Here is a 24,756-nt window from a genome sequence, read left to right on the forward strand (position 1 = left end):
CCCCGCTGTCACGGAACAGTCACACAAAAAGTGATTGGGACTATGACGGGGCCATAGCTCAGCTGGGAGAGCGCCTGCATGGCATGCAGGAGGTCGGCGGTTCGATCCCGCCTGGCTCCACCAAGCTACAGAGTATGTGGTTTGATTTAGGCTGGAGTTTTTAACTTCGGACGGAAATTTCAGTAAGGATAAGGTCGCTCGATTCGCAGAGCTCATCTCGCCTTACAGAAATTTAGTGAAGCTTTGCTTCACTAGCAAAATTTCTGTCCCCTTCGTCTAGAGGCCTAGGACACCGCCCTTTCACGGCGGTAACAGGGGTTCGAATCCCCTAGGGGACGCCATATTTTATCGCGTCACAGTCGATTAATACTGTGAAATAGGCTGGAGTTGATGATTCAACTTCTGACTGAAAAATCAGTAAGGAAAGGTCGCTCAGTTCGCTGGCTCACTTCGCCTTACTGAAAATCTCGAAAGCGAAGCTTTCGAAAGAAGATTTTCAGTCCCCTTCGTCTAGAGGCCTAGGACACCGCCCTTTCACGGCGGTAACAGGGGTTCGAATCCCCTAGGGGACGCCATTTTATCGCGTCACAGTCGATCAAAACTGTGAAATAGGCTGGAGTTTTTAACTTTGGACGGAAATTTCAGTAAGGAAAAGGTCGCTCGATTCGTAGAGCTCATCTCGCCTTACAGAAATTTAGTGAAGCTTTGCTTCACTAGCAAAATTTCTGTCCCCTTCGTCTAGAGGCCTAGGACACCGCCCTTTCACGGCGGTAACAGGGGTTCGAATCCCCTAGGGGACGCCATTTTATCGCGTCACAGTCGATTAAAACTGTGAAATATGCTGGAGTGTTTAGCTCCGGACGGAAATTTCAGTAAGGATAATGTCGCTCGATTCGCAGAGTTCATCTCGCCTTACAGAAATTTAGTGAAGCTTTGCCTCACTAGCAAAATTTCTGTCCCCTTCGTCTAGAGGCCTAGGACACCGCCCTTTCACGGCGGTAACAGGGGTTCGAATCCCCTAGGGGACGCCATATCGAAAAAACCAGCCATCCGGCTGGTTTTTTTGTTTTTACCTCTCTCAAATTGCGTTTCTTCAAGTCACCAAGCCAAAGCGTTTTAAAAGTATGATGAAAGTGGACAGTCACTTTTTATTTGAATCAAAAGTGGACACACACTTATTCTCTGTCGCAGGTTAAGTTCATCGCAAACTCTAAAGCAACGAGGTTAGACGAATGCGCAAAGTGGACAGTCACTTTCTAAGTCGAGTCAGTTGAACAAATCTTTGCGTGTTTCAAAACCACTCGTCGCCTTTATGGTGTAATTGCACCTATACACCTACGGCGTTGAAAAAAACGAGTTTAGAGTTATCAGCACATACTATGGATTAAATGACTGTTATTATTACCTTCCAAACTACGAGGTGTTATATGCAGAATTATCCAATAGGAACCCCGGGTAAACCGTGGGGAGACGAAGAAAAAGCACAATGGAAAGCACAGCAACGTATTCAGCGAAGCTACAAAGAAGAAGTGCTTGATAAGCTAAATAAAATTATTCCTGACGGATTTTCACTTAAGCAATATGGTGCACTACCGTACGATGAAGCGCGCTACCCGCTGTTTGCTGTACTCCCTACAAGTTTTGATCCAAATAAGCCTTCAGCATTAGTAACAGGCGGTGTTCATGGTTACGAAACCAGTGGCGTCCAGGGAGCGCTTCAATTTATTGAAACTAAACTTTCTAAGTATTCAAAAGATTGCAATATTGTGGTGGTGCCATGTGTAAGCCCTTGGGGATATGAGACAATAAATCGCTGGAATCCTCTTGCGCTAGATCCGAATCGTTCATTTTTTGAAAACTCGCCAGCGCCTGAAGCGGCGCAACTGATGACGTTAATAGATGAATTAAACATACCGCTTTCACTACACATTGACCTGCACGAAACCACTGATACAGACAACTCTGAGTTTAGGCCCGCCCTTGCTGCAAGAGACGGCACTACGCATGATAATTGGAATATCCCAGATGGATTTTACACTGTAGCAAATACGCCGAACCCACAAATAGCCTTTCAAAAGTCGGTGATTAAAGCGGTCAAGCAAGTTACTCATATCGCACCACCTGATGAGAATGGGAAAATTATTGGCGCAGATGTAGTGAGCGCTGGGGTTATTTGTTACGACAAGAAAGCACTGTTTCTATGTGGTGGAATGACTGACGCTGAATTTGTTACTACTACAGAGGTTTACCCCGATAGTGCCAACGCTACACCACAGAACTGTAACGACGCACAAGTGGCAGCAATTTGCGCAGCATTAGAATTTATTAAATAGACGCTTGAACGTTTAGACGTCTAGATGTATATTTGAGCCTTCAATGAAGGGGGCTCAATTGTGTTTATCTATTCGGCAGTAATTTACGACGGCAACAAACAAAATCTTATTCGTCACGAATGCAGGACAGACACTGAGTTTTCCGCATTCTTGGAAGATAAGTTTGGTTGCTTTGTTTGCCTGTGGTCGAATAAAGAGTTATCAGAGAGCACACTTAACGCCATTGCGGCTTCTCGTGTTTCTCACCAATCGCAAGAAGAAATAGGTAACATTTCACTATGAATCTAGCTTCACCGTGCGTGGCATTATGTAAGCTTGACGAACAAGATATTTGTATTGGCTGTCAGCGCACAATCGATGAAATTACGCACTGGCAACATTACACTGAGTCGCAAAAACAAGCTGTGTTCGAGCGGCTCTATAAAAAATCGGACACACACTCAAATTCGATTAATAGTATCAAGCTCTAAACTCATAATGGACAGACACTTTATTTAAATAAGTGTCTGTCCATTTGAGCCCTCATATTTCACTCATCAAGTGTCTGTCCATTTCTATACTTTTTTTGCAAAGTTAATTCTTTAGCAATCCATGTTTATTCCATAGCGACCTCTAGTGCTTTTTGATAAAATCTCGCGCCGTTTTTTAATGTAGCTTGAAAGAGACTTTACCTGATGAAAGTAATGCTAGCCCCGATGGAAGGGGTTGTTGACCACTTAATGAGAGACATGTTGACTCGTGTAGGCGGTTTCGACCAATGCGTTACAGAATTCGTAAGGGTAGTCGACCAAAAGCTGCCGAAAAAAACCTTCTATCGTCTCTGCCCTGAACTTCACAATGGTGGCAAAACTCCAGCTGGCGTTCCCGTGCGTGTCCAATTGCTTGGTCAACATCCTCAATGGCTAGCTGAGAATGCAGAAACCGCTATTGAGCTAGGATCGCCAGGTGTAGATCTCAACTTTGGATGCCCAGCAAAAACGGTAAACAAAAGCAAAGGCGGTGCTGTGTTGCTTAAAGAAACACAAACGCTATACGATATCGTAAAAGCAGTCAGAGAGGCTGTTCCAAGTCACATTCCTGTTTCTGCGAAAATTCGACTGGGTTTTGAAGATAAGTCTTTAGCAATCGATAACGCTATAGCTATTACCGAAGCAGGCGCCTCAGAGCTTGTGGTGCACGCAAGAACTAAAACGGAAGGGTACAAGCCACCTGCTTACTGGGATTGGATTGCAAAAATTAAACAGCATACACAAATTCCTTTGGTCGCTAATGGCGAGATTTGGAGTAGTGAGGATGCTAAGCGCTGCCAACAGCAATCTGATTGTGAAAATCTAATGATAGGGCGAGGAGCGTTAGCCCTTCCAAACTTAGCGCTGTGTATCAAAAATGGTGAGGACCCCATGCCATGGCCTGAACTAGCATCGCTTTTGATACAGTACTCAGGTTATGAAATATTCGGGGATAAGGGCAAATACTATCCGAACAGAATAAAGCAGTGGTGTGGGTATTTAAAAAGACAGTATCCAGAAGCTGAAATTTTATTCAATGATATTAGGCGCTTGACCAATTCTCAAGATATCGTTGATGTGCTAGCTCGCCAGTCCTCGCATTAATATAACGCTTTACCCCAGTGCAACTTGGCAAGTGCACATTCCTTAGCTAGGCTGTTTTGTACTGGGGAAACTGAATCAATAACCCCCAGTATCCACAAATAATAAGAATAGCTCTGGGGAACACATGAAAATTATACCTTCGAAGCTGGCACTATCGATGGCTTGCATCGCATCATTTTGTTTGATGGGATGTGGCCAAGATGCCACCGTTGATAGCACACAAGCACCTAAAGTATCGATAAATTCTGACCCTTATCCAAGTACGTACAAACCAATCCAAGGTGAACCTACCCTCATTACCAACGTAACCATTTTTGATGGCATTGGCGGCAAAATTGAAAATGGTAGTGTTTATTTCGCTGAAGGAAAGATTCAAGCTGTTGCCAAAAGTGGACAGTCACTCGATACCGCGAGCAACACAACAATAATCGACGGCACTGGTAAGTGGGTAACACCAGGTATTATCGATAACCATAGTCACTTAGGCGTGTATCCGTCACCGTCTACTCGTTCCCATTCTGATGGCAATGAAATGACCAATCCAGTTACTGCACAGGTTTGGGCCGAGCACTCTGTTTGGCCGCAAGACCCTGGTTTTGGGCGTGCTTTAGCCGGCGGGGTGACAACGCTACAAATTTTACCAGGCTCGGCTAATTTATTTGGTGGCCGTTCGGTGGTACTTAAAAATGTGCCAAGTCGTACTATGCAGGATATGAAGTTTCCACAAGCTCCTTATGGCATGAAAATGGCTTGTGGTGAGAACCCGAAACGCGTCTACGGTGAAAAAGGTGGGCCAATGACAAGGATGGGTAACGTAGCGGGATATCGACAAGCATGGTCAGATGCTCAAGATTACCTTCGAAAATGGGAAGCCTACGAACGTGATTATGAAGCCGGTAAAGATGCGTCACCACCTAAAAGAGATTTGAAGCTAGAGACGCTTGCAGGCGTTTTGAAAGGTGATATTCGCGTTCATATGCATTGTTATCGAGCGGATGAAATGACCGTAATGATGGATGTGATGAAAGAGTTTGACTATCAAATTGGCACTTTTCATCACGCGGTTGAAGCATACAAAATTGCTGACAAGCTGAAAGAAAACAATGTGTGTTCAGCGATGTGGGCAGATTGGTGGGGCTTCAAGATGGAAGCTTACGATGGCATTCGTGAAAACATTCCCGCGGTTCATGCTGCCGGTGCTTGTGCGATAGTACATTCTGATAGCGACCTTGGGATACAGCGCTTAAATCAAGAAGCGGCCAAAGCGTGGTCGGATGGTAAGCGTGCTGGTATTGATATTCCTATGGAAGACGCTTGGATTTGGCTCTCGGCTAATCCAGCGAAGTCACTCGGTATTTTTGATAAAACGGGGTCTCTCGAGGCCGGTAAACAAGCTGACATCGTAGTATGGAATGGAAATCCATTTTCAACTTACACGAAAGCAGAGCAGGTATATATTGATGGCGGTTTAGCCTACTCCTTAACGGATACGTCGTCATGGCCAGTGAGCGATTTCGAGCTAGGCCAAGTGGGTGAAGGAGATTCTAAATGAGAAAATTAGCGGTATTACTGGCTACAATGTCGATAGTGACATCCACATTTGCCGATAACTACGCCATTGTCGGTGGAAAGATACACACCATGGGCTCACAGGGCATTATTGATCAAGGAACCATTCTTGTTAGAGATGGCCGAATTGAGGCGGTACAGAGTGGTGAAAGCGTACCTGAAGGTTACGAACGTATAGATGCTAGTGGAAAGGTAGTTACGCCAGGCTTTATCGGTGCACTCACTTCTTTAGGTTTAGTTGAAGTGTCATCGTCATCAGGCGTGGTAGATTCAAGTATTGAAATGACGCCAATTTCAAACACAGGTGCAGCGTTAGATGTTCAGTACGCTGTTAACCCTGACAGCTCACTGCTTGCAATTACGCGCCTAGAGGGCATGACATCCGCGGCTACAGCCATTAATGGCAGTAAATACTTATTTGGTGGGCTTGGCGCAATCATCCAGTTAAGTGGACAGTCACCCGTTCTAAAATCAGCCGCTTTTATGACAATAGACGTGGGTAGCGAAGGTGCTGAGCATACTGGTGGTTCACGAGCTGCACTTTGGGTAATGCTGGATAAAGTATTTGAGGAAGCTTCGAATGCGTCGGGCGACTTGTCAGCAGAGAAGCCATGGTATGGGCTGAACACTCGCTCTGATGTAAAAGCACTAAAGCGCGTTATACAAGGTGAAGTGCCGTTATTGATGCGAGCTGATCGCGCTGCGGATATTCGCCAAGTTATCGCCTTCAAGGACAGACACCCTTCTGTGAAAGTGGTTTTGGTTCATGGCGCAGAAGCTTGGCGCGTTGCAAGTGAGCTTGCGCAATCAAATATTCCTGTGATTATCGATCCAGAGTACAACTTGCCAGGTGGATTTGACCAAATGGGCGCTACCCTAAGCAACGCCGCACGTCTTCATCAAGCAGGCGTTAGCGTAGCTATTGGAATGGACACACACAACATTCGACTAGCTGCACAACATGCCGGTAATGCCGTAGCAAATGGTTTACCACATGAGGTTGGCTTAGAAAGTTTAACGCGTGTACCAGCGTCAATATTTGGGCTTGATACCGAAGTGGGTAGCCTTGAGGTTGGCCTTCAAGCAGATATTGTCATTTGGTCGGGCGATCCGTTGGAAGTAACCGAAGCTGCTGAGTCAGTGTTCATCAATGGACTGCCAATTAAAATGGAGTCTCGACAAACAAAACTTCGAGATAGGTATTTATCACTCGGCACTGGAAATAGCAAAAAGCCCTCGCAGTATCAGCGAAGTGAATAGAGAGATTTAATTGCTGAAGGCTTTCATTAGAAAGCCTTTTTTATGAGAGATATTTTGTGGCGTTTGTCACATTAGGCCGGCAGCTTCTGCCACAAAACTTCGCAAAATCTGTCATCGCGTCCGGACAGCCAACCGGACCTGAGAATAATGTTTCAAAATTATTTGTTACTAGTTGCCAGTTTTGCGATGTCATACCAAGGCGTTTGAGTAAACTATTCTTCAGCTTTGGAAAGGGGGATGCAACTTTCTTTGTCTGTCGCGCCAACGTATTTTTCAATAGTACAACATAGTCATCTAACTTGAACGGAATATGAGATTTTTTGCCTTGTTGAATACAATCTTCAAATGGCATCAAAAATTTGGGTGTTTTATTCACTCGTTGTGCATTTAACCGGTACTGAATACTCGTGTAGTTTGATGTAGTGAGAGAGTCTGCAATTTTGGCTCGAATTGGATTTAAGTCGACGTATGCCATAACCGCAGCCAGTGCTTTTTCATCTAATATCGCTTGAGACCGAAAACGTCTTTCCCAAAAATAGCCTTTACAATCATCCTCTTTATTCGCTTTTCTAGCGATGTATTCGTTGAGCATCCGCATGAACCAGCTAATTGATTGAAGCCGGCTTCGGTAAAGTGATGAAAGCCTTTGTAACTCAGCGCACTCTTCGGGGGATAATTCACTCTCTGACTCTCCTTCTAAGTAACGTTGCACAAGCGGTGGACATTTATAGAACATTCGCCAGCGAAGAAGGACCTCATCCATTGACCAACCCTCTGCTCTTCCTTTAGCGACATGGAGCACAACATGAATATGATTGTGCATAACAGCATAAGCACAAAGATCAATAGCGAAAGCTTGTGAGAGCTTATGCAGCCTGTCTTGGATCCACTTTCTGCGATGTTCATAGTTTATCCCTGTATTATTATCCCTACCACAAAGGTACGACTGACGTACGCATCGTGAAATACAATGATAATAGGGGGTGACATCCGTATTGATTTGTTTGTAGCGAGGTAAAGGCATTTCCATATCCCTAATGTTTTTACGCATTATGAGAAATTCACACTTCTTTTTAAGTGTCTATGAGGCCAGTTTTGGTACAGTTTTTTGAGATGAATGGTTTGGAACTAGATTGAACAGTGAATTAAAGTGGACAGTCACTTAAGTGCTCTAATGGACTGCCCGTAGTGAATGGCTTAGTAAGTGGAAACAAGTGGGTGTCCACTTTGGCTAGCTTTATGCGGCGAATTTGTAAAGACATCGTGTGGGTGTCCAGTCTATCAAACAAAGCCTTATACAAACACATCCACGCGTGAGCCTACTCGACCGTCTGAATTGCTCGATGCCTGCTGTGTAGGCTGAGTCTGATTGGCTTGTTTTTCTTGCTCGTTGCGTTGCTCCACTTGCTGCTGAGGCGCGCGCTGAGGTGTTTCAAGTACGGTTGATACTGGGCCTGAATTAACTGATGAAACATCCATACTAGACTCCGAATTATGTGAATCACTCTATTATAAAATAGCACATTTATTCATCATTAAGGATTAACTTTCTTAAGTGTCTGTCCATTAATTCTGCAATCATTGGTTGCGCCGTCGCATTAGGGTGAATCCCGTCACTTTGCATAAGCTCACTTTTCAATGCTATTTCCTCCAGAAAAAAAGGAATTTTTGTCACGCTCTGTGCGTCAGCCACTTGCGAAAAGCTCTTGGTAAACATTTGCGTATATCGCTTTCCATAATTTGAAGGAATTTGCATTTCTTGAAGAAAAACCTGCGCTTCGCTGCTTTTCGCTGTTTCAACTAATGACGTTAAATTGTCTCTAATTTTTCTAATGTTGTGGCCTTGTAAGCCGTCATTACCACCCAGTTCAATTAAAACATGCGTAGGATTGTGTTGCTCTAGAAGACGAGGGAACCTTGCTAGACCGCCATCGGTCGTTTCTCCGCTCACCGCAGCATTTACAATTTCAATCGGAATATTGTCGTCTTGCCACATTTTTTGTAACAAACTAACCCAACCCTCGCGTTGCTGTAATCCGTAAGCTGCGGATAGACTGTCACCTAATATAAGTAGGACAGCATTTTCGCTCTTCTCCTGGTTATCAGCTTGATCTGATAGCGCGTGAGAGGGTATTAAAAGAATGACTAAAAATACGAACAAATTACGAAATCTAACAAACACGAATAGATGACCCCTTATGATAAAAGCAAACTCTGTAACCAAAGTAGTTGATACGAGTGAAGGTTCACTGCAGATCCTTCGTCCAATTTCCTTCGAAGTCAAGTCTGGTGAGTCCGTTGCCATTATTGGTGCGTCCGGCTCAGGTAAATCAACATTGTTAGGCTTGTTGGCGGGCTTGGACCAAGTTACAGAAGGTGAGATTTTTTTGGATGGTGAAGGGCTGCACAATATGGATGAGGAGCAGCGAGCTGTTCTACGCGGTAATAAAGTGGGTTTTATATTTCAAAGCTTCATGTTGGTTCAAAGCCTAACTGCACTTGAAAATGTCATGTTACCTGCTGAAATAGTTGGGTTAGATAATCCCAAAGCGCTGGCCAATGAAATCTTAGAACAAGTTGGTTTGCAACACAGAGCGCACCACTTTCCCAACCAGTTATCTGGTGGTGAGCAACAACGTGTAGCGATTGCGAGAGCGTTTATTACATCGCCTAAAATTTTGTTTGCTGACGAGCCAACAGGCAACCTTGATGCTAAGAACAGTGAAAAAATAGAGTCACTTTTGTTCAAAATGAATAGAGAAAAAGGCACTACTTTAGTACTTGTTACACACGATAATACGTTGGCAGAGCATTGCGACAGGCAGCTAACAATGAGTGCGGGCGAACTCGTTGAAACTACCGCTGCTAAAGAGCAAAACGACGCGAAAGAGGCGGTATAAATGTCAACTTCGTTTAATTTAGCGTGGCGATTGTTTCGCCATGAAGCCAGACGCGGCGAGCTCACAATTATACTACTTGCTATTGTATTGTCTGTAGCGGCAGTTCTCTCGTTATCGTTGTTTAGCGAACGACTTCAAGGAGCCCTGAAATCGCGCTCAGCCGCCTTTATTGCCGCTGATGCACAGTTGCGCTCGGATGATCCTATAGACGAATCTTGGTTGCTACAAGCGCAAGAGGAGGGGTTAACAACAGCTAAACAAGTGACTACGCGTTCGATGGTATTTAGCGGTGACGAAATGTCACTTGTCGATCTTCGAGCCGTGAATGACGGCTATCCTCTAAAAGGGGCGGTAAGCGTTACCGATAAGCCTTTTGGTAAAAAGCAGGAAACCAATGCTTTACCCCAGCCTGGTGAAGCTTGGGTGCAATCGAGATTGTTTCAAACGCTAGGAATCACGGTGGGTGATGAGATAGAGATTGGCGAAGGTGTCTTCACGGTGACGCGCGTTTTGGTAGATATTCCAGATGCTGGGTTTAGCATTTTTAACACAGACCCTATTGTGTTAATGAATCTAAGTGACCTCGACAAAACGGCTGTTACAGGCCCTGGCAGTAGGGTTCGTTATGTGGGGTACTTTGCTGGCGAGCCGAGTCAATTGGAGAGCTTCAGCGACTGGCTATTGCCCAATCTTAATGACGACTTGCATTCTTGGCGAACTGTTGCAGATGATGAGTCTGCAATTGGACGCTCTGTGGCAAGCGCTGAACGTTATTTCCTGCTCGCAAGTCTATTAGCAATTGTACTTGCAGCAGTATCGATAGCTGTCGCGGCACAGCGTTATGCACAACGACATTTCGATCCAGTGGCCATTATGAAAACCTTGGGCGCTACCAGCGGAACGATTCGTAAAATTTACCTCATTCAAATTTTGTTAATCACAGCACTGGGGATTTTTATTGGTCTTATTGTCGGATTTATTGGCCAACAAGTAGTGGTGACGTTTGTTGCTGATAAAGTAGATGTATCTCTTAATGTTTGGCATTGGCGCCCGGTGATTATCTCCGTTGCTACTGGGGCGACGTGCGCGCTGCTGTTTTCTCTGTATCCATTACTTCAGTTATTCTCGGTACCCCCGCTTCGGGTACTTAGAAAAGACATTAGTGCCAATCTGCGTTCTCGTAGCATTCAGTTTATTGCCTCTGGCGGAGCGATTTTCTCGTTAATGTGGATGTACAGTCAGGACCTTAAGATAAGTGCGATTTTGTTCTTATCGGGCACAGTGCTTGTTGCAAGCTTATTGCTGGCTACTTATGGGTTAATTGCTATTGGCCGACGTTTAGGTAGTGGCAGAATGGGGCCTTGGCAGCTAGCGTGGGCGCGGATCAAGCGAAGAGCAATGGACAATAGTGTACAACTCATTAGCTTCTCGATAACAATCATGCTGTTGTTGGTAGTGCTCGTTATGCGCAATGATATGGTGTCGCAGTGGCGTTCACAGTTGCCCGAAGGGACACCCAACTACTTTCTTATCAACATAACACCAGATATTCAACCTGAATTGGACAGACACTTTGAAGAGAATGGCATTCAAATAGAAGAGTTCTACCCTGTTATTAGAGGTCGGTTTGTAGCTGTTAACGAGGAAGGCGTAAACACAGAGGTATCAAAGGAAGATGAATCTAACAGGGAAGGGCGTCGCGGGCTAGGCAGAGAAGCGAATTTAACGTGGAGTAACACGTTACAAAAAGAAAATAAGGTAGTGGAAGGCACTTGGCATGGTGATGGGGTTTCGAGTATCGATGATGGCGTTTATCCTGTATCAGTTGAGCAAGAAGTGGCGATGCGTTTAGACATCAAAGTGGGTGATAAGTTAACTTTTAATGTGGGAAGTGAAATAGTCGAAACCCAAGTGACCAGTATCAGGGAAGTAAATTGGCAGACGATGCAACCTAACTTTTTCTTTGTCATCCATCTTGATGCAATGGCTTCGTTCCGACCTACTTATATTACTAGTTTTTATCTACCCATCGAGAGAAAATCACAACTCACTGAGCTATTAAAGCCCTTTGCTTCAATAACGATGTTTGATGTGGATGCTCGCATAAATCAGCTGCGCGAGATAGTAGATCAAGTATCAGTAGCGGTTGAATTTATACTGGTGCTAGTACTGATGGCTGGGAGCTTAGTATTGATAGCCCAAGTGCAAGCCAGTATGGATGAGCGTAGGCAGGAAATTGCAATATTAAGGACATTGGGCGCGAAAGGCGGCCTTATCCGTAAAAGTGTAATTTTTGAATTCGTAATTATAGGGACAGTCGCTGGATTCATGGCGGCATTGGCTAATGAGTTAAGTCTTTACTTGCTTCAAACATCAGTTTTTCAAATGGATGGCAGTCTGCATTTCGAATATTGGGCTGTAGCGCCTACAGTAGGTGCTGTTGTAGTTGGCATTCTTGGGGCCTTTGGTTGCTGGCGCTTGCTAACGCTAAATACGAGCCAAATGTTGAGAAAAATGGTGTGATTTAGAGCAAAAGAAAGTGGACAGTCACTCATATAAAAAGTGTCTGTCCATTAACGGCATTAACGGCATTAACGGCATTAAAGGATTAACGAATGCATTAGAACTTTGCAGCTAACGAAATCTAATCAGCTCATCGATTAATGTCGTTAAGTGCCATTTCTAAAGTAGGGTATTCAAAGGTAAACCCAGCGTTAGTTAAATTTTGAGGTATAACGCGTTGACCTTCCAAAATCATTGTTGATGATTCTCCCATCGCGATTTTCATAATGAAGGCAGGGACAGTGAATAAGCATGGGCGATTAAGCGATGCTGCGAGTTGCTTAGAGAATGTAATATTTGAAACTGGCTCTGGTGCAGTTACGTTAAAAGGGCCGCTACAATTCTTGTTTTCAAGCAAGAATGCGATGGCTCTTATCATGTCTTGAAGGTGGATCCATGACAGATATTGATCCCCTGAGCCCAGTTTTCCGCCCACACCCAATTTGAAAGGTAGCGCCATTTTACTTAACGCCCCACCGTTTCTAGAGAGTACAACACCGGTGCGCAATAAAACGACGCGAGTTGATTCACTTATCGCGCCCTGAGCAATTGACTCCCATTTATTGCATAGTTGATGGGTGAATTCATCGTGAGGGCTGGTGTCTTCAGTCACTACTTTATCATTTTGATTCCCATAAAAACCAATCGCTGACCCCGAAATAAAGATTTTTGGAGGCTGCTTAGCATCGTTGATTTTAGCGACGAGTTGTGAAGTGATTGACCATCGACTTTCGCAAATCACTTTCTTTTGAGTGTCTGTCCATCGTTTGTCGGCTATTGGTTCACCCGCCAAATTAATAACCGCATCAAACGCCGAAATATCCTCAATTTTTGAAACAGCGTTTATTACAGCAATGTCTTCTCCCAACTTTGCCTTTGCTTTACTTGTGTCTCGCGATACAACTGTAAACGTATGCTGGTTTCGATATTGGCTGATGAATTCACTGCCTATAAGGCCTGTTCCACCGGTAATGAGAATATTCATGGAGCTCTCCGCTACGCTGACTTGTTACACGAAAGCGTCAATGATACCGAGTCAGAGAATCTGAGCGCGTGGGGTTTGTCTACTTCTACTTCTGCATAGCGCACCGACGAATGCTCTGCGGCAATGCTAAGTACATCGGCTGTGAGTTTTTCTAACAAAGAGAACCGATTATCCTCGACTAATTTTATAATCGCCTTGGTGATCGTTTTGTAGTTTAGTGCATCGCTCATATCGTCAGTATTAGTCGCTTTCTCAGCGTCGTAGTCGATTTTTACGTTTACCACTACATCTTGCTTGTTTTTGATTTCATCTTCGTTAATGCCGATATACGTTCGAAGTCTGAGGTTTTTAATTTTTATTGTGGCGAGGTTGAAGTTCATTACAGTCTCTTGTTTGTAGTTAGTTATAAGTCGTTGTAAAGTATTGTCGTTTCAGTCAGGAATGTAGCACAAAATGTCAGTGGAACTACGATCACCAACCGCAAAAATTCTTATTGTACTTGCTTGCCTCGTGGTTGTAATGGCAGGCATTAAGGCAGCCAGCACCATTATGGTGCCTTTCTTTCTATCTATATTTATCGCTATAGCGTGCAGTCCAATTATTCACTGGACTTCTAGATTTGGCGTGCCCAAATGGTTATCTATCACCTTTGTTATACTGATAATTGTTGTGTTCGGATTTCTTTTGGCGGGTCTCGTTGGACAGTCAATGACAGAGTTTAGAGAAAATCTGCCTGAATATAGAAGTAAATTGGATTCTGAGTTTGCATGGGTTGTGTCTAAACTGGCTGAATACAATATTCATATAAACCGCGAGTTGATCGCTTCTCACCTAGATCCTGCTACGGCAATGTCGGTTGCTACCAATTTCATAAGCGGTATGGGCGGTGTTTTGTCTAATCTATTCTTGATTCTTCTAACTGTTATCTTCATGCTTTTTGAAGCGGATAGTATTCCTCGCAGATTGCATATTGCGTTGGCTGACCCTGGTATGAAGCTAAAACACATCGACCGATTCATCCGCTCCGTTAACAGTTATCTCGCAATAAAAACAGTGGTGAGTCTAGGTACTGGACTTATTATCGGCCTGTGGCTTTACATAATGGGTGTGGACCATTTTATGCTGTGGGCTGTACTTGCTTTTATGCTTAATTTTATTCCGAATATTGGTTCTATTATTGCCGCAGTACCTGCCGTGCTAATCGCCTTTGTTCAGCTTGGTCCAGCACAGGCAGGGTTTGCAGCTTTGGGCTTTGTATTAGTGAACACCATTATGGGTAATATGGTTGAACCTCGGTTGATGGGTAAAGGAATGGGACTATCTACGCTTGTCGTATTTTTATCTTTAATCTTTTGGGGATGGCTGCTGGGTACTGTTGGAATGTTACTTTCTGTCCCTTTAACTATGGTTGTAAAAATAGCTTTAGAATCGAGAGAAGAGAGTAAATGGCTTGCAGTGTTGCTATCAAGTGAAGGTGATAAGAAGGCGGCATAACTCGTTTTTTATGGGTGCTTGTGAAAACGGATACACACTTAATGCTACCTATAGCAAAACACCTTTTTGAGAAAATAATAATGGACAGTCACAAAAAATCACGAAAAAGTGTCTGTCCACTTTATTAGAAGTCGAGAACTAGTTCTCGACTTCGTGATAGGGAAAGCTGACAGTAATGCTTGCGCCACCTAAGTGACTGTCCTCTATCTTCATTCGGCCTTCATAAATCGATACCAAATCTGCTACTAAAGCCATACCTATGCCATGACCTTCGGTGTATGTATCAAGCCGCATCCCTCGCTCTAACAGCACCGATTTTTTATCATCTGGGATACCGGGGCCATCATCATCGAATTTTACCGTTAACCAATTATCGTTAATCTGCGCATAAACCGTAATTTGGGTGTTGGCTGCTTTACAGGCGTTATCAAGAATGTTGCCAAACAGCTCCATTAAATCTGTTTCGTCGCCCTTAAACTGCGCCTTTTCGTCGACATCAAATTCGATAGTCAGTGCTTTATCTTGATAAACTTTATCCATTGCATCTGCGAGTTTATGCAGAACAGGTTCTATTCGAATTGCATTCTGCCACCCTGTTTTTCCAGCACTCGCTCTTTTTAATTGCCGTTGAATTATCCTATCGATTTGAGACAGCGATTCTTTAACCTCAGCAGGAAGGCTCTTGTGCCCTGAAGCAACTGCAAGCGGTGTTTTTAGACTATGCGCCAAATCACCCAAACTGTTTTTATAGCGTGTTCTTTGTTTAGCTTCAGTGTGTAACAAGTCGTTGATGGAGCGTTTTAGCGAGTCAAATTCCACGGGGTATCGTTCATCAAGTTTCGGTTTTTTGCCACTTGAAGTCAGTGAAATTTCGTCGATGAGTTTTCTTACAGGCGAGAGTACTAAGCTAATGCCCACCACAATAAACACAAGCAAAACAAAGCACAACGTGAATATCCACTGCCATGTAGTCGTTAAAAAAGTGTCTCGTTCCTGCTCAAACAATACTTTGTCATTAAAAATGTAAAAGCGTACGGGCTCAAAATCTCTACTAGAGGCAAATTCCGCGGTGAATGCATAGACGAAATAAGTGGACTCGCTAGCAAATTTAGGATTGTGATTGTCGATAAAGAGCTCGTTTCCAACCGCAACATCAATATCAGGAGGGGTAAAAGTATATTCTAAAGCAGATGCTGATTGCCAAATGACTTCGTCTCGAAAAACAATAATGCCCAAATATCCAGAGCCAGGTAGGTTGAGTTGCTCTTCATACAAAATTTCTGGCATATAGGGTAAATCGCCATCTAACTCAAACGCGGAAAGCAAGCCTAAGTTCATCAGGCGCAACTCACTCATTTTTGCTTGAGTTAAACTTTCGGTATAAGCGTCGTCTAGAATAATGACGGTAAAAGGCGCAAATAGGGCTAATAGCCCTATTGCTAATAAGATACTTCTTAGTCGAAGCGACAGTTGCCTCATAGGTTGCGATTTATCCGGTAACCCCTTCCACGCAGGGTTTCTATCGGTTTTAACTCGCCTGTCGGATCAAGCTTTTTGCGTAATCTACCAACGAAGACCTCAATGACATTGCTGTCTAAATCGAAATCTTGATCATAGATATGTTCAGTTAGCTCAGTCTTTGAAATTACTTTTTGTGGATTCAACATCAAGTATTCCATCACTTTGTACTCGTAAGCAGTTAAGTCGAGCGCTTCTCCGTTGAGTGAAAGTTCTTCACTGACAGTATCAAGTGCTATTGGACCGAACTGAATTGTTGGGTTAGCTTGACCTGAAGCCCGACGAATCAATGCTTTCGTTCTAGCGAGTAACTCTTCGTTGTGGAATGGTTTGGTAAGGTAATCGTCGGCTCCTGCATCAAGGCCTTCTACCTTTTCTTGCCATCTGTCGCGCGCTGTCAGTATTAATATAGGGCAGGAAATGTCAGCTTGTCGCGCTTTTCGGATAACTTCAAAGCCATCTAGTTTTGGCATGCCGATGTCGATAATTGCCAAATCATAACTGTATTCTTTTATGAGAAATAATGCATGCTCGCCATTGTCAGCTAAATCAACACTGTATCCATTTTGTTGAAGTAGCGTGTCTAATTGGGTTAGCAGCCTGCTGTCGTCCTCGGCTATTAGGATACGCATATCAATCCTTATCTTTGGATGTTTTCACTTTGCCTGAGCGTTTATCTACATCCACCGTTACTACTCGTCCTGATTTTTTCAGTACTTTTACACGATATTTTTTGGAAGTTTGCTCAACTTTTAACACGCGACCATTTTCTGCATTTCTCGCGCGTTCAGCAGCTTCACTTTTGGAAATACTGGCGTTAGCGCTTTGCTGAGCAATAGCCGGACTTGTGCAAGACAAAGCTAACACAACACATACTATTGCAACTCGAAGCGATAACGTCATACAACCTCACCATAAAAATCTCGCCCAGACCAAACTAACGCCAAGTATACGTTAGCAATCTGAACAAATACTGAATTGAAATAAGTCTACCCTGCTTATGGAAAAGTGTACATAAGCCGTAAGTGGCTATTCCTATCTTAGTAACCAAATAAGGGACAAACCAAATAAGGGACAGACACTTCATGTAGACATCGCTTAACTTTTATAGAAGAAGGCAAATCAGGGGGAAGTTCCTTTTTAAGAGTGTCTGTCCTATTTAAACTGCTTTGTTTATAAGAGTGTGTGTTCATTGGTTGCACCCAAAGAAAAAGTGTCTGTCCGCTTTTAAATGCGTTGCAAAAGTGAGTGTCTGTCCTTTATTTCTCGTAGAAACAAAAAAGCCTAGCGGATGCTAGGCTTTTGGGTGGGTGTCCATTCTTTTACGGCAAAACTTTTTTGTACGGTTTTACTATTACGCTCTCGTAGACGCCTGCTTCGATGTATGGGTCGGCATCGGCCCATGCTTGCGCATCTTCTAGCGAGTCGAATTCAGCCACCACTAATGAACCGGTGAAACCCGCAGGGCCAGGGTCGGGGCTATCAACAGCAGGGAAGGGGCCTGCCATTATTAGCCGACCTTCTGCTTTTAACACATTCAAGCGTTCTAAGTGTGCAGGGCGTGCTGCAAGGCGCTTGTCTAAGCTATTTGCAACGTCTGTTGCACAAATCATATATAGCATGGCTTTTTACCCTTTGTTAGTTGCAGCTTTCATGCCTTCAACAAAGCTACCAAGCTCACTTAGCATCTTGTCGTTGTCATCAAGGTTCGCAGCTATAATATTCACTGTGGCAGAACCAGATATTGCGCCAGCGGCACCAGCATCAATTGCTGACTTAACTTGCTCTGGCGTCGAAATACCAAAGCCTAAAAGGGCTGGCGCAGCATTATGTTTATTCAATCGTGCTATCAAATCTGCTGCAGGCACATTGGCGGCTGTTTCTGCGCCAGTAACGCCTGCGCGCCCAAGCAGATACGTATACCCCTTCGAATACTCGCCAATTTTTTCCATTGTTTCGTCAGTTGCATTAGGCGGCGCAATAAGGATCTGCGAGATACCCGTTGCATCTGCGGCTTTTCGAAAAGGTGCAGCTTCTCTAATTGGCACATCGGCTACCAATATTGAGTCAACGCCAGCTTCCTGCGCCTTGTTGTAGAAGGTTTCAATGCCCTGCGCCATCACTAAGTTACTGTATAGCAGCAAGCCAATTGGCACGTTAGGATATTTTGCGCGAACGCGAGAAATGACACCCATGCAATCAGCAACGGTAACTTTGTTGTTCAAAGCGCGAATAGCTGATGCTTGAATTGTTGGGCCATCTGCAATTGGGTCTGAATAAGGAATACCTAACTCAAGTGCATCAGCGCCGCTTTCAATGAGCTGGCAAATAATCGCTTCAGATTGCGCAAGGTCAGGGTCGCCAACCATAACAAAAGGGACAAATGCGCCTTGGTTCTTTTCATCCAATTGCGCAAACATTTGTGAATATCGTTCCATTATAAATCATCCCCTAAAATGTTAATTACGTGCGCAAGATCTTTATCGCCGCGACCCGACAAATTCACAACAATGATTGTTTCTTCTTCGGCTTCATCGGCCATGTTAAGTGCATGTGCCAAGGCATGTGAAGATTCTAGTGCGGGTATAATACCTTCTTTGCGTGCCAGTAGTTGAAAGGCATTCAAGGCTTCTTCATCTGTTGCTGCAACATATTCAGCGCGGCCAATATCGTGCAGATACGCGTGCTGAGGGCCTACTGCTGGGTAATCTAGCCCCGCTGAAACTGAATAGCTTTCTTCAATTTGGCCTTCTTTGTCTTGCATGATAAAGGTATAAGCACCATGCAAAATACCCTTAGTACCAGTAACGATAGTGGCGCCGTGCTCTTTAGTGTGAACCCCTTTACCAGCAGGCTCTACACCCACTAAGCGCACTGATGGTTCATCGATAAAGTCTGCAAACATACCGATGGCGTTTGAACCTCCACCCACGCATGCCACAACGGCATCAGGTAGACGACCTTCTTTTTCCATAATTTGTGCGCGAGTTTCTTCGCCAATCATGCGATGATATTCACGCACGATAGTAGGGAATGGGTGAGGACCTGCTGCTGTACCCAATAGGTAGTGGGCTGTCTCATAGTTGGCAGACCAGTCGCGCATCGCTTCGTTAACCGCATCTTTGAGCGTACCAGAACCCGCATTTACTGGTATAACTTCAGCGCCCATCAGCTTCATACGGAACACGTTAGGTGCTTGGCGCTCTACGTCTTTTGCACCCATATAAATACGCGCTTTAAGGCCCAGAAGCGCGCAAGCTAATGCTGTTGCAACACCGTGCTGACCAGCGCCTGTTTCTGCGATAACCTCAGTTTTACCCATGCGTTTAGTAAGCAGTGCCTGTCCCAATACTTGATTGGTTTTGTGTGCACCGCCGTGCAATAGGTCTTCACGTTTAAGGTACAACTTTACTTTCGGGTTGCTAACTAAGTTACGGGTTAGCGTCATCGACGTTGGACGACCCGCGTAGTCTTTTAGCAGCGAAAGAAACTCTTCGTTAAACGTGGGATCGTCTTTGGCATCCAAAAACGCTTTTTCCAGCTGATCAAGGGCGGGAATAAGCAATTCGGGCACGTACATGCCACCAAATTCGCCAAATTTTGTATCTAGTTGGTTCATTACGTTGTCCTGTTTCTTGAATTAGTATTGGCGGCACACTGCAAACAGTGCGCTCAACTTGTCAGCCGATTTGATGCCAGGCGCATCTTCTACCCCTGAATTCACATCAATGATGCCGCAACCTGCGGCGATAGCGCCTTCTACGTTCTGCGGGTTTATGCCGCCCGCAAGAACGAGCTTATGCTTTTGCTCGGCGCCGTCTAACAATTGCCAGTTGAATGATTCCCCCGTGCCACCTTTGGCATCGCCTACTTGGCAATCCAGAAGCACGCGGCTAATTAATGGGTTATTTAAGTGTCTGTCCACTATTTCAGGCAGCGAGTTTGTTGTATCTGCTTTCACGCCTTGTGCAACCCAAATCTCGCAACCCTCAGGCAGCTTTTCTGAAAGTGTGGCCACATAATGTTCATCTTCACTACCGTGTAATTGCACGGCAAATAAACTAAGCGATGCCGCCAGTGACGCAACTTGGTCTACGTCACTATTCACAAATACACCGACAAAAGCGCCGTTAACTTGTTGAGTAATAGTTTGCGCCATATCGTGAGTAACGTAGCGAGGCGATTTCTCAGCAAAGATCAGACCGCCAAAACTGGCGCCTTGATCAAATGCCATCTGCGCTTGCTCTGGGGTGGTTAACCCACATACTTTTACTGCACCATTGACCAAAGTTTTAACCGCACGAGGCAGATCGTCTTGTGCCATTAGTGCACTGCCTACCAAGAACCCATCCGATACGGCAGCTAGTCTCAACACGTCGTCATGGGTATAAATGCCGGATTCGGAAATGACCACAAAGTCGTGGGTCGCAACCTCTAGCATGGGCACTAGGCGTTCTGTGGTAGCAAGGTCGGTAGATAAGTCGCGCAGGTTACGGTTGTTGATACCGATAATGCTTGCTTCTAATGCTATAGCGCGCTGCATTTCTTCTTCGTTACTTACTTCAGTAAGAATGTCTAAGTGCAGGCTGTCAGCAACGGCGGCTAACTCGCGATACTCGTCGTCGCTTAATACGCTAAGCATAAGCAATACGGCATCGGCGTTATAATGGCGTGCCAGATACACTTGATAGGTTTCAACAAAGAAGTCTTTGTTTAGCACAGGCTGCGCAACGCGCTCGGTCACATAGGCAAGGTATTCGAACTTGCCTTGAAAGTACTTTTCGTCAGTCAGTACAGAAATACCGGCAGCATAGGGGGTATATGCTGCCAAAATTTCGTCTAAATCAAAATTGTCGCGAATAAGGCCTTTTGACGGCGACGCTTTTTTGCATTCAAAAATGAAGCCTGCGTTAGGCTCGCTAAGTGCCGCAAACAAACTTTTTTGAGACGGCACTAGAGCGTCTTTAAAGCTGTCTAATGGCAGAGCCGTTTTTCTAGCCGCAATTTCTTCGCGCTTGTCTGCAACAATTTTCTCAAGCACATTAGCCATTCGTGCTTACCTCCTGAGTAATTTTGGCTACCTTTGAAAGTAACTGCATGGGTAACCCCTTAGACATGGCGTCCATCGCCATTTCGGCGCCGTCTTTGAAACTATCAGCTTTGCCCGTCACTTTTAACAATGCGCCACAGTTCATCGCAATGGCAGCACGGTGCGCTTCTTTGCCTTCACCGTTAAGGGCAGCTTCAACAAACTGTCGGTTTTCTTCCGGTTCACCGCCTTCGATAGCCGATAACGGATAGCGCGGTAAACCGAAATCATCTGATGTCACGGTTAGCTTGCGAATATCGCCGTGTTCTAAGTCGTAAATCATCGACTCACCGTGCAGCGCCAGCTCATCAAGGCCATCGCCGTGCACTATCATGGCGCGATGTTGACCAAGCAGCATAAGGGTTTTTGCATACGGTTCAAGCAGTTCGGGGGAGTATACGCCGAATACACCATGAGTTGGACCCGCTGGGTTTGCCAGTGGACCCAAGATGTTAAACAAGGTTCTGGTCTTCATCGCAGCGCGCACGGGGGCTGCGTGGCGCATACCGGCGTGATAAACGGGAGCAAAAAGAAATGTGAAATTTGCTTCATCTAAGCATTTTCGCGATAACTCAGGGCTAATTTCTAAATTCAACCCGAATTGACGAAACAAATCGGCCGAACCTGATTTGCTCGACACACTACGATTACCGTGCTTAGCGACTTTTACGCCGCATGCAGCCGCTACCACACCCGCTGCACTTGAGATATTAATCGTGTTGTGGCCGTCACCACCTGTCCCCACAATGTCGGCAAACTCGTAGTTCGGCGTTGGGAAGGGAAGGGCATTGGCAACCATTGCACTGGCTGCACCTGCAATTTCGCTTGGCGATTCTTTCTTTATTTTAAGCGCGGTAAGCACCGCTGCTATCATTACCTCGCTTTGCTCACCGTGCATAATGCTGTTAAACAAGCTGTAGGCTTCGGTTTGCGAGAGTGACTCACGCAACATTAATTGTTCAAGAAGTGGGCCTGCGTTAAGCATGATTGGCTCCCTGTAACGTTAAATAGTCAATACTTTGCTTAAGTAGCAAACTGCCTTGGGCGGTTAAGATAGATTCTGGGTGAAACTGAAAGCCCAACATACGATCGTCTTCGCTATATACTGCCATCACTGCTTCGCTGCCATCGTCATTCACTGTCGATGCGCATACCGTCAGTGCATCGGGTAATTCATGTGCAACCAAGGAATGATAACGCGCTACGTGTAAGGGTTGTTGCAACCCTTCAAACATTGCCTTTTCAGTGTGAGTAATTGCCGATGATTTACCGTGCATGACTTGGCTTGCGCGTCCAACTGTACCACCGTAGTGTTCTACAATGGCTTGGTGGCCTAAGCAAATACCAATTACCGGGAATACGCCTCGCACTTTGTTCAGTAGTGCTGGCATACAACCTGCTTCACTGGGTGCGCCAGGCCCTGGCGATAGCATTAATAATACTGGGCCTTTTGTTGCTTGTTCTTGCATGCGTTCAAACAACATGTCGGCGGAAACGGTATTTCGGTAAACCTTAATATCTAAGTCTAGCGTGCGCAGTTCATCAACCAAGTTGTAGGTGAATGAGTCTACATTATCTAGCAAAAAGAGGGTGGTCACTTGTTGGTTCATGCGTTGCCCTCCGTGCTTGGTACATATTCTTCTTTAAGTGCCGCTTTAACAGCGCCAATAACCGCTTGCGCTTTGGCGCGCGTTTCATCGGCTTCGGCTTGTGGGATTGAATCATGAACGACGCCAGCACCCGCTTGGATGTACGCGGTGTTGTTTTTGACAAATGCCGAGCGAATAACAATGCAGGTGTCCATGTCACCCTGCCCGTTAAGATAACCAACCGCGCCGCCGTAGCTGCCGCGACGTTTTTGTTCTACTTCACGAATAAGCGTGGCAGCACTTACTTTCGGCGCACCTACCAATGTGCCCATGTTCATACACGCTTGATAGGCATGCAGCGCATCTAAATCGTCTCGAAGCTGACCTACCACGCGCGATACAAGATGCATTACATGAGAGTAGCGGTCTACTTTTAGTAGGTCTTTCACGTAGCGGGTGCCTGGGCGGCTTACTTTAGCAACGTCATTTCGTGCAAGGTCAACAAGCATAATGTGCTCTGACTTTTCCTTAGTGTCTTCGCGTAGGTTTAATTCAATGCGACTGTCCAAATCTCTATCAATCGAGCCGTCGGCGCGTTTTCCGCGTGGTCGAGTGCCGGCAATGGGGTATATTTCAACCTGGTTGCTTTCGCTATCGTATTTAAGAGCAGATTCAGGCGACGCACCGAAAATACTGAATGCTTCATCCTGCATGTAAAACATATACGGACTTGGGTTCGATTCTTTTAGCTTTGCATAAGCGAGCAGTGGCGATGGGCAGGGGAGAGAAAATGTGCGTGATGGCACAACCTGAAATATATCGCCAGCCAAAATATGCTGCTTTAAGTCAAGTACGTGGTTGCAAAATTGCTCGTCGGTGATGTCCACAGAAGCATCGTGGTTATCTGTTAAAGTGAGTGACTGTCCACTTTTTTCGAGTGACTGTCCACTTTGCCCTTTTAGGACAGGCTCTGCTGGCATGTCGTGCAGCTGTTGGTGGATAGCTTCAAGGCGCTGGGCAATGGTGAAGTATTGCTGAGCGACATCTTGCCCGCTAAATACACTACCAATGATATGCGTTTCGCGCGTTTGATGGTCTACGGTAATGAGCGTTTCGGCAAGGTAAAATACAAAGTCTGAACAGTCATTTTCGCCTTCTGCAACCTCGGGGAGTTTTTCGAAACCAGCCAGCATGTCATAGGCAAATACACCGCCTAGAAATACAGCGTGTGGATGCTGACGTATGGGGGTAACCTTATTGACAACAATACGCAGTGCATCCATAACACTTGCGGCTTTTAAACGACTGTCTTCGTCTAAATCTGCATCGGCGTCATCACACTCTAAGGTAACCGTTGTTGCTGAACTGTCTACTACATTTAGGCCTTCAGGGCTTTGCGTAGTGAAAAGTGGAAGCACAGAGGCGCCATTGCCAGTAAGTGCGGTAATTTCAACGCGATTACCTCTGCATTCCATACGCAGTGCAGCGTCAACCATCAGCAAGCTTTGTAAGTCATCTTTCGAGTCAATCTCTGCTGACTCTAGCAATAACGCGTTGCTTGTATTTCCACACAAGTGAGCAAAAGCCGCGAGTGGGTCGTCAATGTAATGACCTACTTGTTCTATTGTCTCAACCTTGCCTGGGGAAGTGCCCAGTTCCGCTAAACTCATTTTTGCTTCTCTCCAACTGCAAAAAGATAAAAAAAAGGCCCGTGTAAACGGGCCTTTATGTGTTTTCATTCACGCACTACAGTGCACACCGCCCGTTAAGTTAGGGAGTGCCACCACCAAGTTGCAACTGTCATTGCTGTAGAAATTTTTTGCGTGTGCATGAATTACTCGTTG

At 45.0% G+C, this 24,756-nt stretch carries 24 protein-coding genes and 5 tRNA genes; 14 read left to right on the top strand and 15 right to left on the bottom strand.

Annotation, left to right across the window (positions count from 1 at the left end):
- Positions 1-47: 47 nt before the first annotated feature.
- From OZ660_RS06925 to OZ660_RS06975, 11 genes are all read left to right on the top strand, one after another.
- Positions 48-123 (top strand) — tRNA-Ala (locus OZ660_RS06925).
- Positions 124-265: 142 nt separating this feature from the next.
- Positions 266-341, top strand: a tRNA-Glu gene (locus tag OZ660_RS06930).
- Between the two features lie 158 nt (positions 342-499).
- Positions 500-575, top strand: a tRNA-Glu gene (locus OZ660_RS06935).
- A 152-nt stretch (positions 576-727) separates the two neighbouring features.
- Positions 728-803 (top strand) — tRNA-Glu (locus tag OZ660_RS06940).
- A gap of 152 nt (positions 804-955) precedes the next feature.
- Positions 956-1,031: transfer RNA gene (locus tag OZ660_RS06945), tRNA-Glu, on the top strand.
- A 396-nt stretch (positions 1,032-1,427) separates the two neighbouring features.
- On the top strand, positions 1,428-2,333 hold the full coding sequence (locus tag OZ660_RS06950; protein WP_274742988.1) for a M14 family metallopeptidase: 906 nt from the start codon (positions 1,428-1,430) through the stop codon (positions 2,331-2,333).
- A 60-nt stretch (positions 2,334-2,393) separates the two neighbouring features.
- A complete protein-coding gene (locus OZ660_RS06955) occupies positions 2,394-2,615 on the top strand; it encodes a hypothetical protein (protein WP_159627950.1) in 222 nt (73 codons plus the stop codon).
- The gene (locus OZ660_RS06960; RefSeq protein WP_159627952.1) at positions 2,612-2,803 is read left to right on the top strand and encodes a DUF1289 domain-containing protein; all 192 of its coding nucleotides are present in this window, start codon (positions 2,612-2,614) and stop codon (positions 2,801-2,803) included. Before OZ660_RS06955 ends, OZ660_RS06960 begins: the two co-directional genes overlap by 4 nt.
- A gap of 204 nt (positions 2,804-3,007) precedes the next feature.
- Positions 3,008-3,946: a tRNA dihydrouridine(16) synthase DusC gene (gene dusC, locus OZ660_RS06965; RefSeq protein WP_274742989.1), complete on the top strand. Its 939-nt coding sequence runs from the start codon at positions 3,008-3,010 to the stop codon at positions 3,944-3,946.
- A 124-nt stretch (positions 3,947-4,070) separates the two neighbouring features.
- Positions 4,071-5,498: an amidohydrolase gene (locus tag OZ660_RS06970; protein ID WP_274742990.1), complete on the top strand. Its 1,428-nt coding sequence runs from the start codon at positions 4,071-4,073 to the stop codon at positions 5,496-5,498.
- Complete coding sequence (locus OZ660_RS06975) at positions 5,495-6,775, top strand: amidohydrolase family protein (RefSeq protein ID WP_274742991.1); 1,281 nt, start codon at positions 5,495-5,497, stop codon at positions 6,773-6,775. The genes OZ660_RS06970 and OZ660_RS06975 overlap by 4 nt, the downstream gene beginning before the upstream one ends.
- A 40-nt stretch (positions 6,776-6,815) precedes the next feature.
- Here OZ660_RS06975 and OZ660_RS06980 read toward each other — a convergent pair whose 3' ends face one another.
- The 3 genes from OZ660_RS06980 to OZ660_RS06990 form a co-directional block, all read right to left on the bottom strand.
- The gene (locus tag OZ660_RS06980) at positions 6,816-7,799 is read right to left on the bottom strand and encodes a transposase (RefSeq protein ID WP_274742992.1); all 984 of its coding nucleotides are present in this window, start codon (positions 7,797-7,799) and stop codon (positions 6,816-6,818) included.
- Between the two features lie 269 nt (positions 7,800-8,068).
- The gene (locus tag OZ660_RS06985) at positions 8,069-8,254 is read right to left on the bottom strand and encodes a hypothetical protein (RefSeq protein ID WP_274742993.1); all 186 of its coding nucleotides are present in this window, start codon (positions 8,252-8,254) and stop codon (positions 8,069-8,071) included.
- Positions 8,255-8,300: 46 nt separating this feature from the next.
- Entirely contained in the window at positions 8,301-8,957 is a 657-nt protein-coding gene (locus OZ660_RS06990; protein ID WP_274742994.1) for an arylesterase, read from the bottom strand.
- 16 nt (positions 8,958-8,973) lie between these two features.
- Here OZ660_RS06990 and OZ660_RS06995 point away from each other — a divergent pair, with 16 nt between their 5' ends.
- Together OZ660_RS06995 and OZ660_RS07000 are read left to right on the top strand one after the other, a co-directional pair.
- Complete coding sequence (locus tag OZ660_RS06995) at positions 8,974-9,675, top strand: ABC transporter ATP-binding protein (RefSeq protein WP_274742995.1); 702 nt, start codon at positions 8,974-8,976, stop codon at positions 9,673-9,675.
- Entirely contained in the window at positions 9,676-12,198 is a 2,523-nt protein-coding gene (locus tag OZ660_RS07000) for an ABC transporter permease (protein WP_274742996.1), read from the top strand.
- A gap of 130 nt (positions 12,199-12,328) precedes the next feature.
- Here OZ660_RS07000 and OZ660_RS07005 read toward each other — a convergent pair whose 3' ends face one another.
- Positions 12,329-13,222 carry a TIGR01777 family oxidoreductase gene (locus tag OZ660_RS07005; protein WP_274742997.1) on the bottom strand — a complete coding sequence of 298 codons (894 nt, stop codon included), beginning with the start codon at positions 13,220-13,222 and terminating at the stop codon, positions 12,329-12,331.
- A gap of 11 nt (positions 13,223-13,233) precedes the next feature.
- Complete coding sequence (gene folX, locus OZ660_RS07010; RefSeq protein ID WP_159627972.1) at positions 13,234-13,602, bottom strand: dihydroneopterin triphosphate 2'-epimerase; 369 nt, start codon at positions 13,600-13,602, stop codon at positions 13,234-13,236.
- A 73-nt stretch (positions 13,603-13,675) separates the two neighbouring features.
- Between folX and OZ660_RS07015 the strand changes: the two genes are divergently transcribed.
- Positions 13,676-14,716 (top strand): AI-2E family transporter, encoded by a 1,041-nt coding sequence (locus tag OZ660_RS07015; protein ID WP_274742998.1) that lies wholly within the window; start codon positions 13,676-13,678, stop codon positions 14,714-14,716.
- A 138-nt stretch (positions 14,717-14,854) separates the two neighbouring features.
- On the opposite strand, the gene OZ660_RS07020 is transcribed toward OZ660_RS07015, so the two are convergent.
- The 10 genes from OZ660_RS07020 to OZ660_RS07065 form a co-directional block, all read right to left on the bottom strand.
- Positions 14,855-16,195 (bottom strand): ATP-binding protein, encoded by a 1,341-nt coding sequence (locus tag OZ660_RS07020; protein WP_274742999.1) that lies wholly within the window; start codon positions 16,193-16,195, stop codon positions 14,855-14,857.
- On the bottom strand, positions 16,192-16,866 hold the full coding sequence (locus tag OZ660_RS07025; RefSeq protein ID WP_159627979.1) for a response regulator transcription factor: 675 nt from the start codon (positions 16,864-16,866) through the stop codon (positions 16,192-16,194). The genes OZ660_RS07020 and OZ660_RS07025 overlap by 4 nt, the downstream gene beginning before the upstream one ends.
- Position 16,867: 1 nt before the next feature.
- Positions 16,868-17,137, bottom strand: a complete 270-nt coding sequence (locus tag OZ660_RS07030; protein ID WP_226433223.1) for a PepSY domain-containing protein — start codon at positions 17,135-17,137, stop codon at positions 16,868-16,870.
- A 419-nt stretch (positions 17,138-17,556) separates the two neighbouring features.
- Positions 17,557-17,856, bottom strand: coding sequence for a YciI family protein (locus OZ660_RS07035; RefSeq protein WP_274743000.1), 300 nt, complete (start codon positions 17,854-17,856; stop codon positions 17,557-17,559).
- Positions 17,857-17,862: 6 nt separating this feature from the next.
- Entirely contained in the window at positions 17,863-18,672 is an 810-nt protein-coding gene (gene trpA / locus OZ660_RS07040; protein WP_274743001.1) for a tryptophan synthase subunit alpha, read from the bottom strand.
- Positions 18,672-19,853: a tryptophan synthase subunit beta gene (gene trpB, locus OZ660_RS07045; RefSeq protein ID WP_159627987.1), complete on the bottom strand. Its 1,182-nt coding sequence runs from the start codon at positions 19,851-19,853 to the stop codon at positions 18,672-18,674. The genes trpA and trpB overlap by 1 nt, the downstream gene beginning before the upstream one ends.
- A gap of 21 nt (positions 19,854-19,874) precedes the next feature.
- Positions 19,875-21,284: a bifunctional indole-3-glycerol-phosphate synthase TrpC/phosphoribosylanthranilate isomerase TrpF gene (trpCF, locus tag OZ660_RS07050; protein ID WP_274743002.1), complete on the bottom strand. Its 1,410-nt coding sequence runs from the start codon at positions 21,282-21,284 to the stop codon at positions 19,875-19,877.
- Positions 21,277-22,308, bottom strand: a complete 1,032-nt coding sequence (gene trpD / locus OZ660_RS07055) for an anthranilate phosphoribosyltransferase (protein WP_274743003.1) — start codon at positions 22,306-22,308, stop codon at positions 21,277-21,279. The genes trpCF and trpD overlap by 8 nt, the downstream gene beginning before the upstream one ends.
- Positions 22,301-22,933, bottom strand: coding sequence for an aminodeoxychorismate/anthranilate synthase component II (locus OZ660_RS07060; protein ID WP_159627993.1), 633 nt, complete (start codon positions 22,931-22,933; stop codon positions 22,301-22,303). The genes trpD and OZ660_RS07060 overlap by 8 nt, the downstream gene beginning before the upstream one ends.
- Positions 22,930-24,582, bottom strand: coding sequence for an anthranilate synthase component 1 (locus tag OZ660_RS07065; RefSeq protein WP_274743004.1), 1,653 nt, complete (start codon positions 24,580-24,582; stop codon positions 22,930-22,932). Before OZ660_RS07065 ends, OZ660_RS07060 begins: the two co-directional genes overlap by 4 nt.
- Positions 24,583-24,756 lie beyond the last annotated feature (174 nt).

The organism is Alteromonas sp. 009811495 (assembly GCF_028865455.1).
Classification (GTDB): Bacteria; Pseudomonadota; Gammaproteobacteria; order Enterobacterales; family Alteromonadaceae; genus Alteromonas.

Excerpts from the sequence above, each read along its gene's own strand:
- folX (WP_159627972.1), bottom strand. The coding sequence starts at position 13,602 with ATGAACTTCAACCTCGCCACAATAAAAATTAAAAACCTCAGACTTCGA.
- OZ660_RS07015 (WP_274742998.1), top strand. The coding sequence starts at position 13,676 with ATGTCAGTGGAACTACGATCACCAACCGCAAAAATTCTTATTGTACTT.
- OZ660_RS07025 (WP_159627979.1), bottom strand. The coding sequence starts at position 16,866 with ATGCGTATCCTAATAGCCGAGGACGACAGCAGGCTGCTAACCCAATTA.
- OZ660_RS07065 (WP_274743004.1), bottom strand. The coding sequence starts at position 24,582 with ATGAGTTTAGCGGAACTGGGCACTTCCCCAGGCAAGGTTGAGACAATA.
- OZ660_RS07060 (WP_159627993.1), bottom strand. The coding sequence starts at position 22,933 with ATGAACCAACAAGTGACCACCCTCTTTTTGCTAGATAATGTAGACTCA.
- OZ660_RS07020 (WP_274742999.1), bottom strand. The coding sequence starts at position 16,195 with ATGAGGCAACTGTCGCTTCGACTAAGAAGTATCTTATTAGCAATAGGG.
- OZ660_RS06980 (WP_274742992.1), bottom strand. The coding sequence starts at position 7,799 with ATGCCTTTACCTCGCTACAAACAAATCAATACGGATGTCACCCCCTAT.
- OZ660_RS07030 (WP_226433223.1), bottom strand. The coding sequence starts at position 17,137 with ATGACGTTATCGCTTCGAGTTGCAATAGTATGTGTTGTGTTAGCTTTG.
- dusC (WP_274742989.1), top strand. The coding sequence starts at position 3,008 with ATGAAAGTAATGCTAGCCCCGATGGAAGGGGTTGTTGACCACTTAATG.
- OZ660_RS06950 (WP_274742988.1), top strand. The coding sequence starts at position 1,428 with ATGCAGAATTATCCAATAGGAACCCCGGGTAAACCGTGGGGAGACGAA.
- trpCF (WP_274743002.1), bottom strand. The coding sequence starts at position 21,284 with ATGGCTAATGTGCTTGAGAAAATTGTTGCAGACAAGCGCGAAGAAATT.
- OZ660_RS07000 (WP_274742996.1), top strand. The coding sequence starts at position 9,676 with ATGTCAACTTCGTTTAATTTAGCGTGGCGATTGTTTCGCCATGAAGCC.
- OZ660_RS06975 (WP_274742991.1), top strand. The coding sequence starts at position 5,495 with ATGAGAAAATTAGCGGTATTACTGGCTACAATGTCGATAGTGACATCC.
- OZ660_RS06995 (WP_274742995.1), top strand. The coding sequence starts at position 8,974 with ATGATAAAAGCAAACTCTGTAACCAAAGTAGTTGATACGAGTGAAGGT.
- trpB (WP_159627987.1), bottom strand. The coding sequence starts at position 19,853 with ATGAACCAACTAGATACAAAATTTGGCGAATTTGGTGGCATGTACGTG.
- OZ660_RS06960 (WP_159627952.1), top strand. The coding sequence starts at position 2,612 with ATGAATCTAGCTTCACCGTGCGTGGCATTATGTAAGCTTGACGAACAA.
- OZ660_RS07035 (WP_274743000.1), bottom strand. The coding sequence starts at position 17,856 with ATGCTATATATGATTTGTGCAACAGACGTTGCAAATAGCTTAGACAAG.
- OZ660_RS06970 (WP_274742990.1), top strand. The coding sequence starts at position 4,071 with ATGAAAATTATACCTTCGAAGCTGGCACTATCGATGGCTTGCATCGCA.
- trpD (WP_274743003.1), bottom strand. The coding sequence starts at position 22,308 with ATGCTTAACGCAGGCCCACTTCTTGAACAATTAATGTTGCGTGAGTCA.
- OZ660_RS06985 (WP_274742993.1), bottom strand. The coding sequence starts at position 8,254 with ATGGATGTTTCATCAGTTAATTCAGGCCCAGTATCAACCGTACTTGAA.
- trpA (WP_274743001.1), bottom strand. The coding sequence starts at position 18,672 with ATGGAACGATATTCACAAATGTTTGCGCAATTGGATGAAAAGAACCAA.
- OZ660_RS07005 (WP_274742997.1), bottom strand. The coding sequence starts at position 13,222 with ATGAATATTCTCATTACCGGTGGAACAGGCCTTATAGGCAGTGAATTC.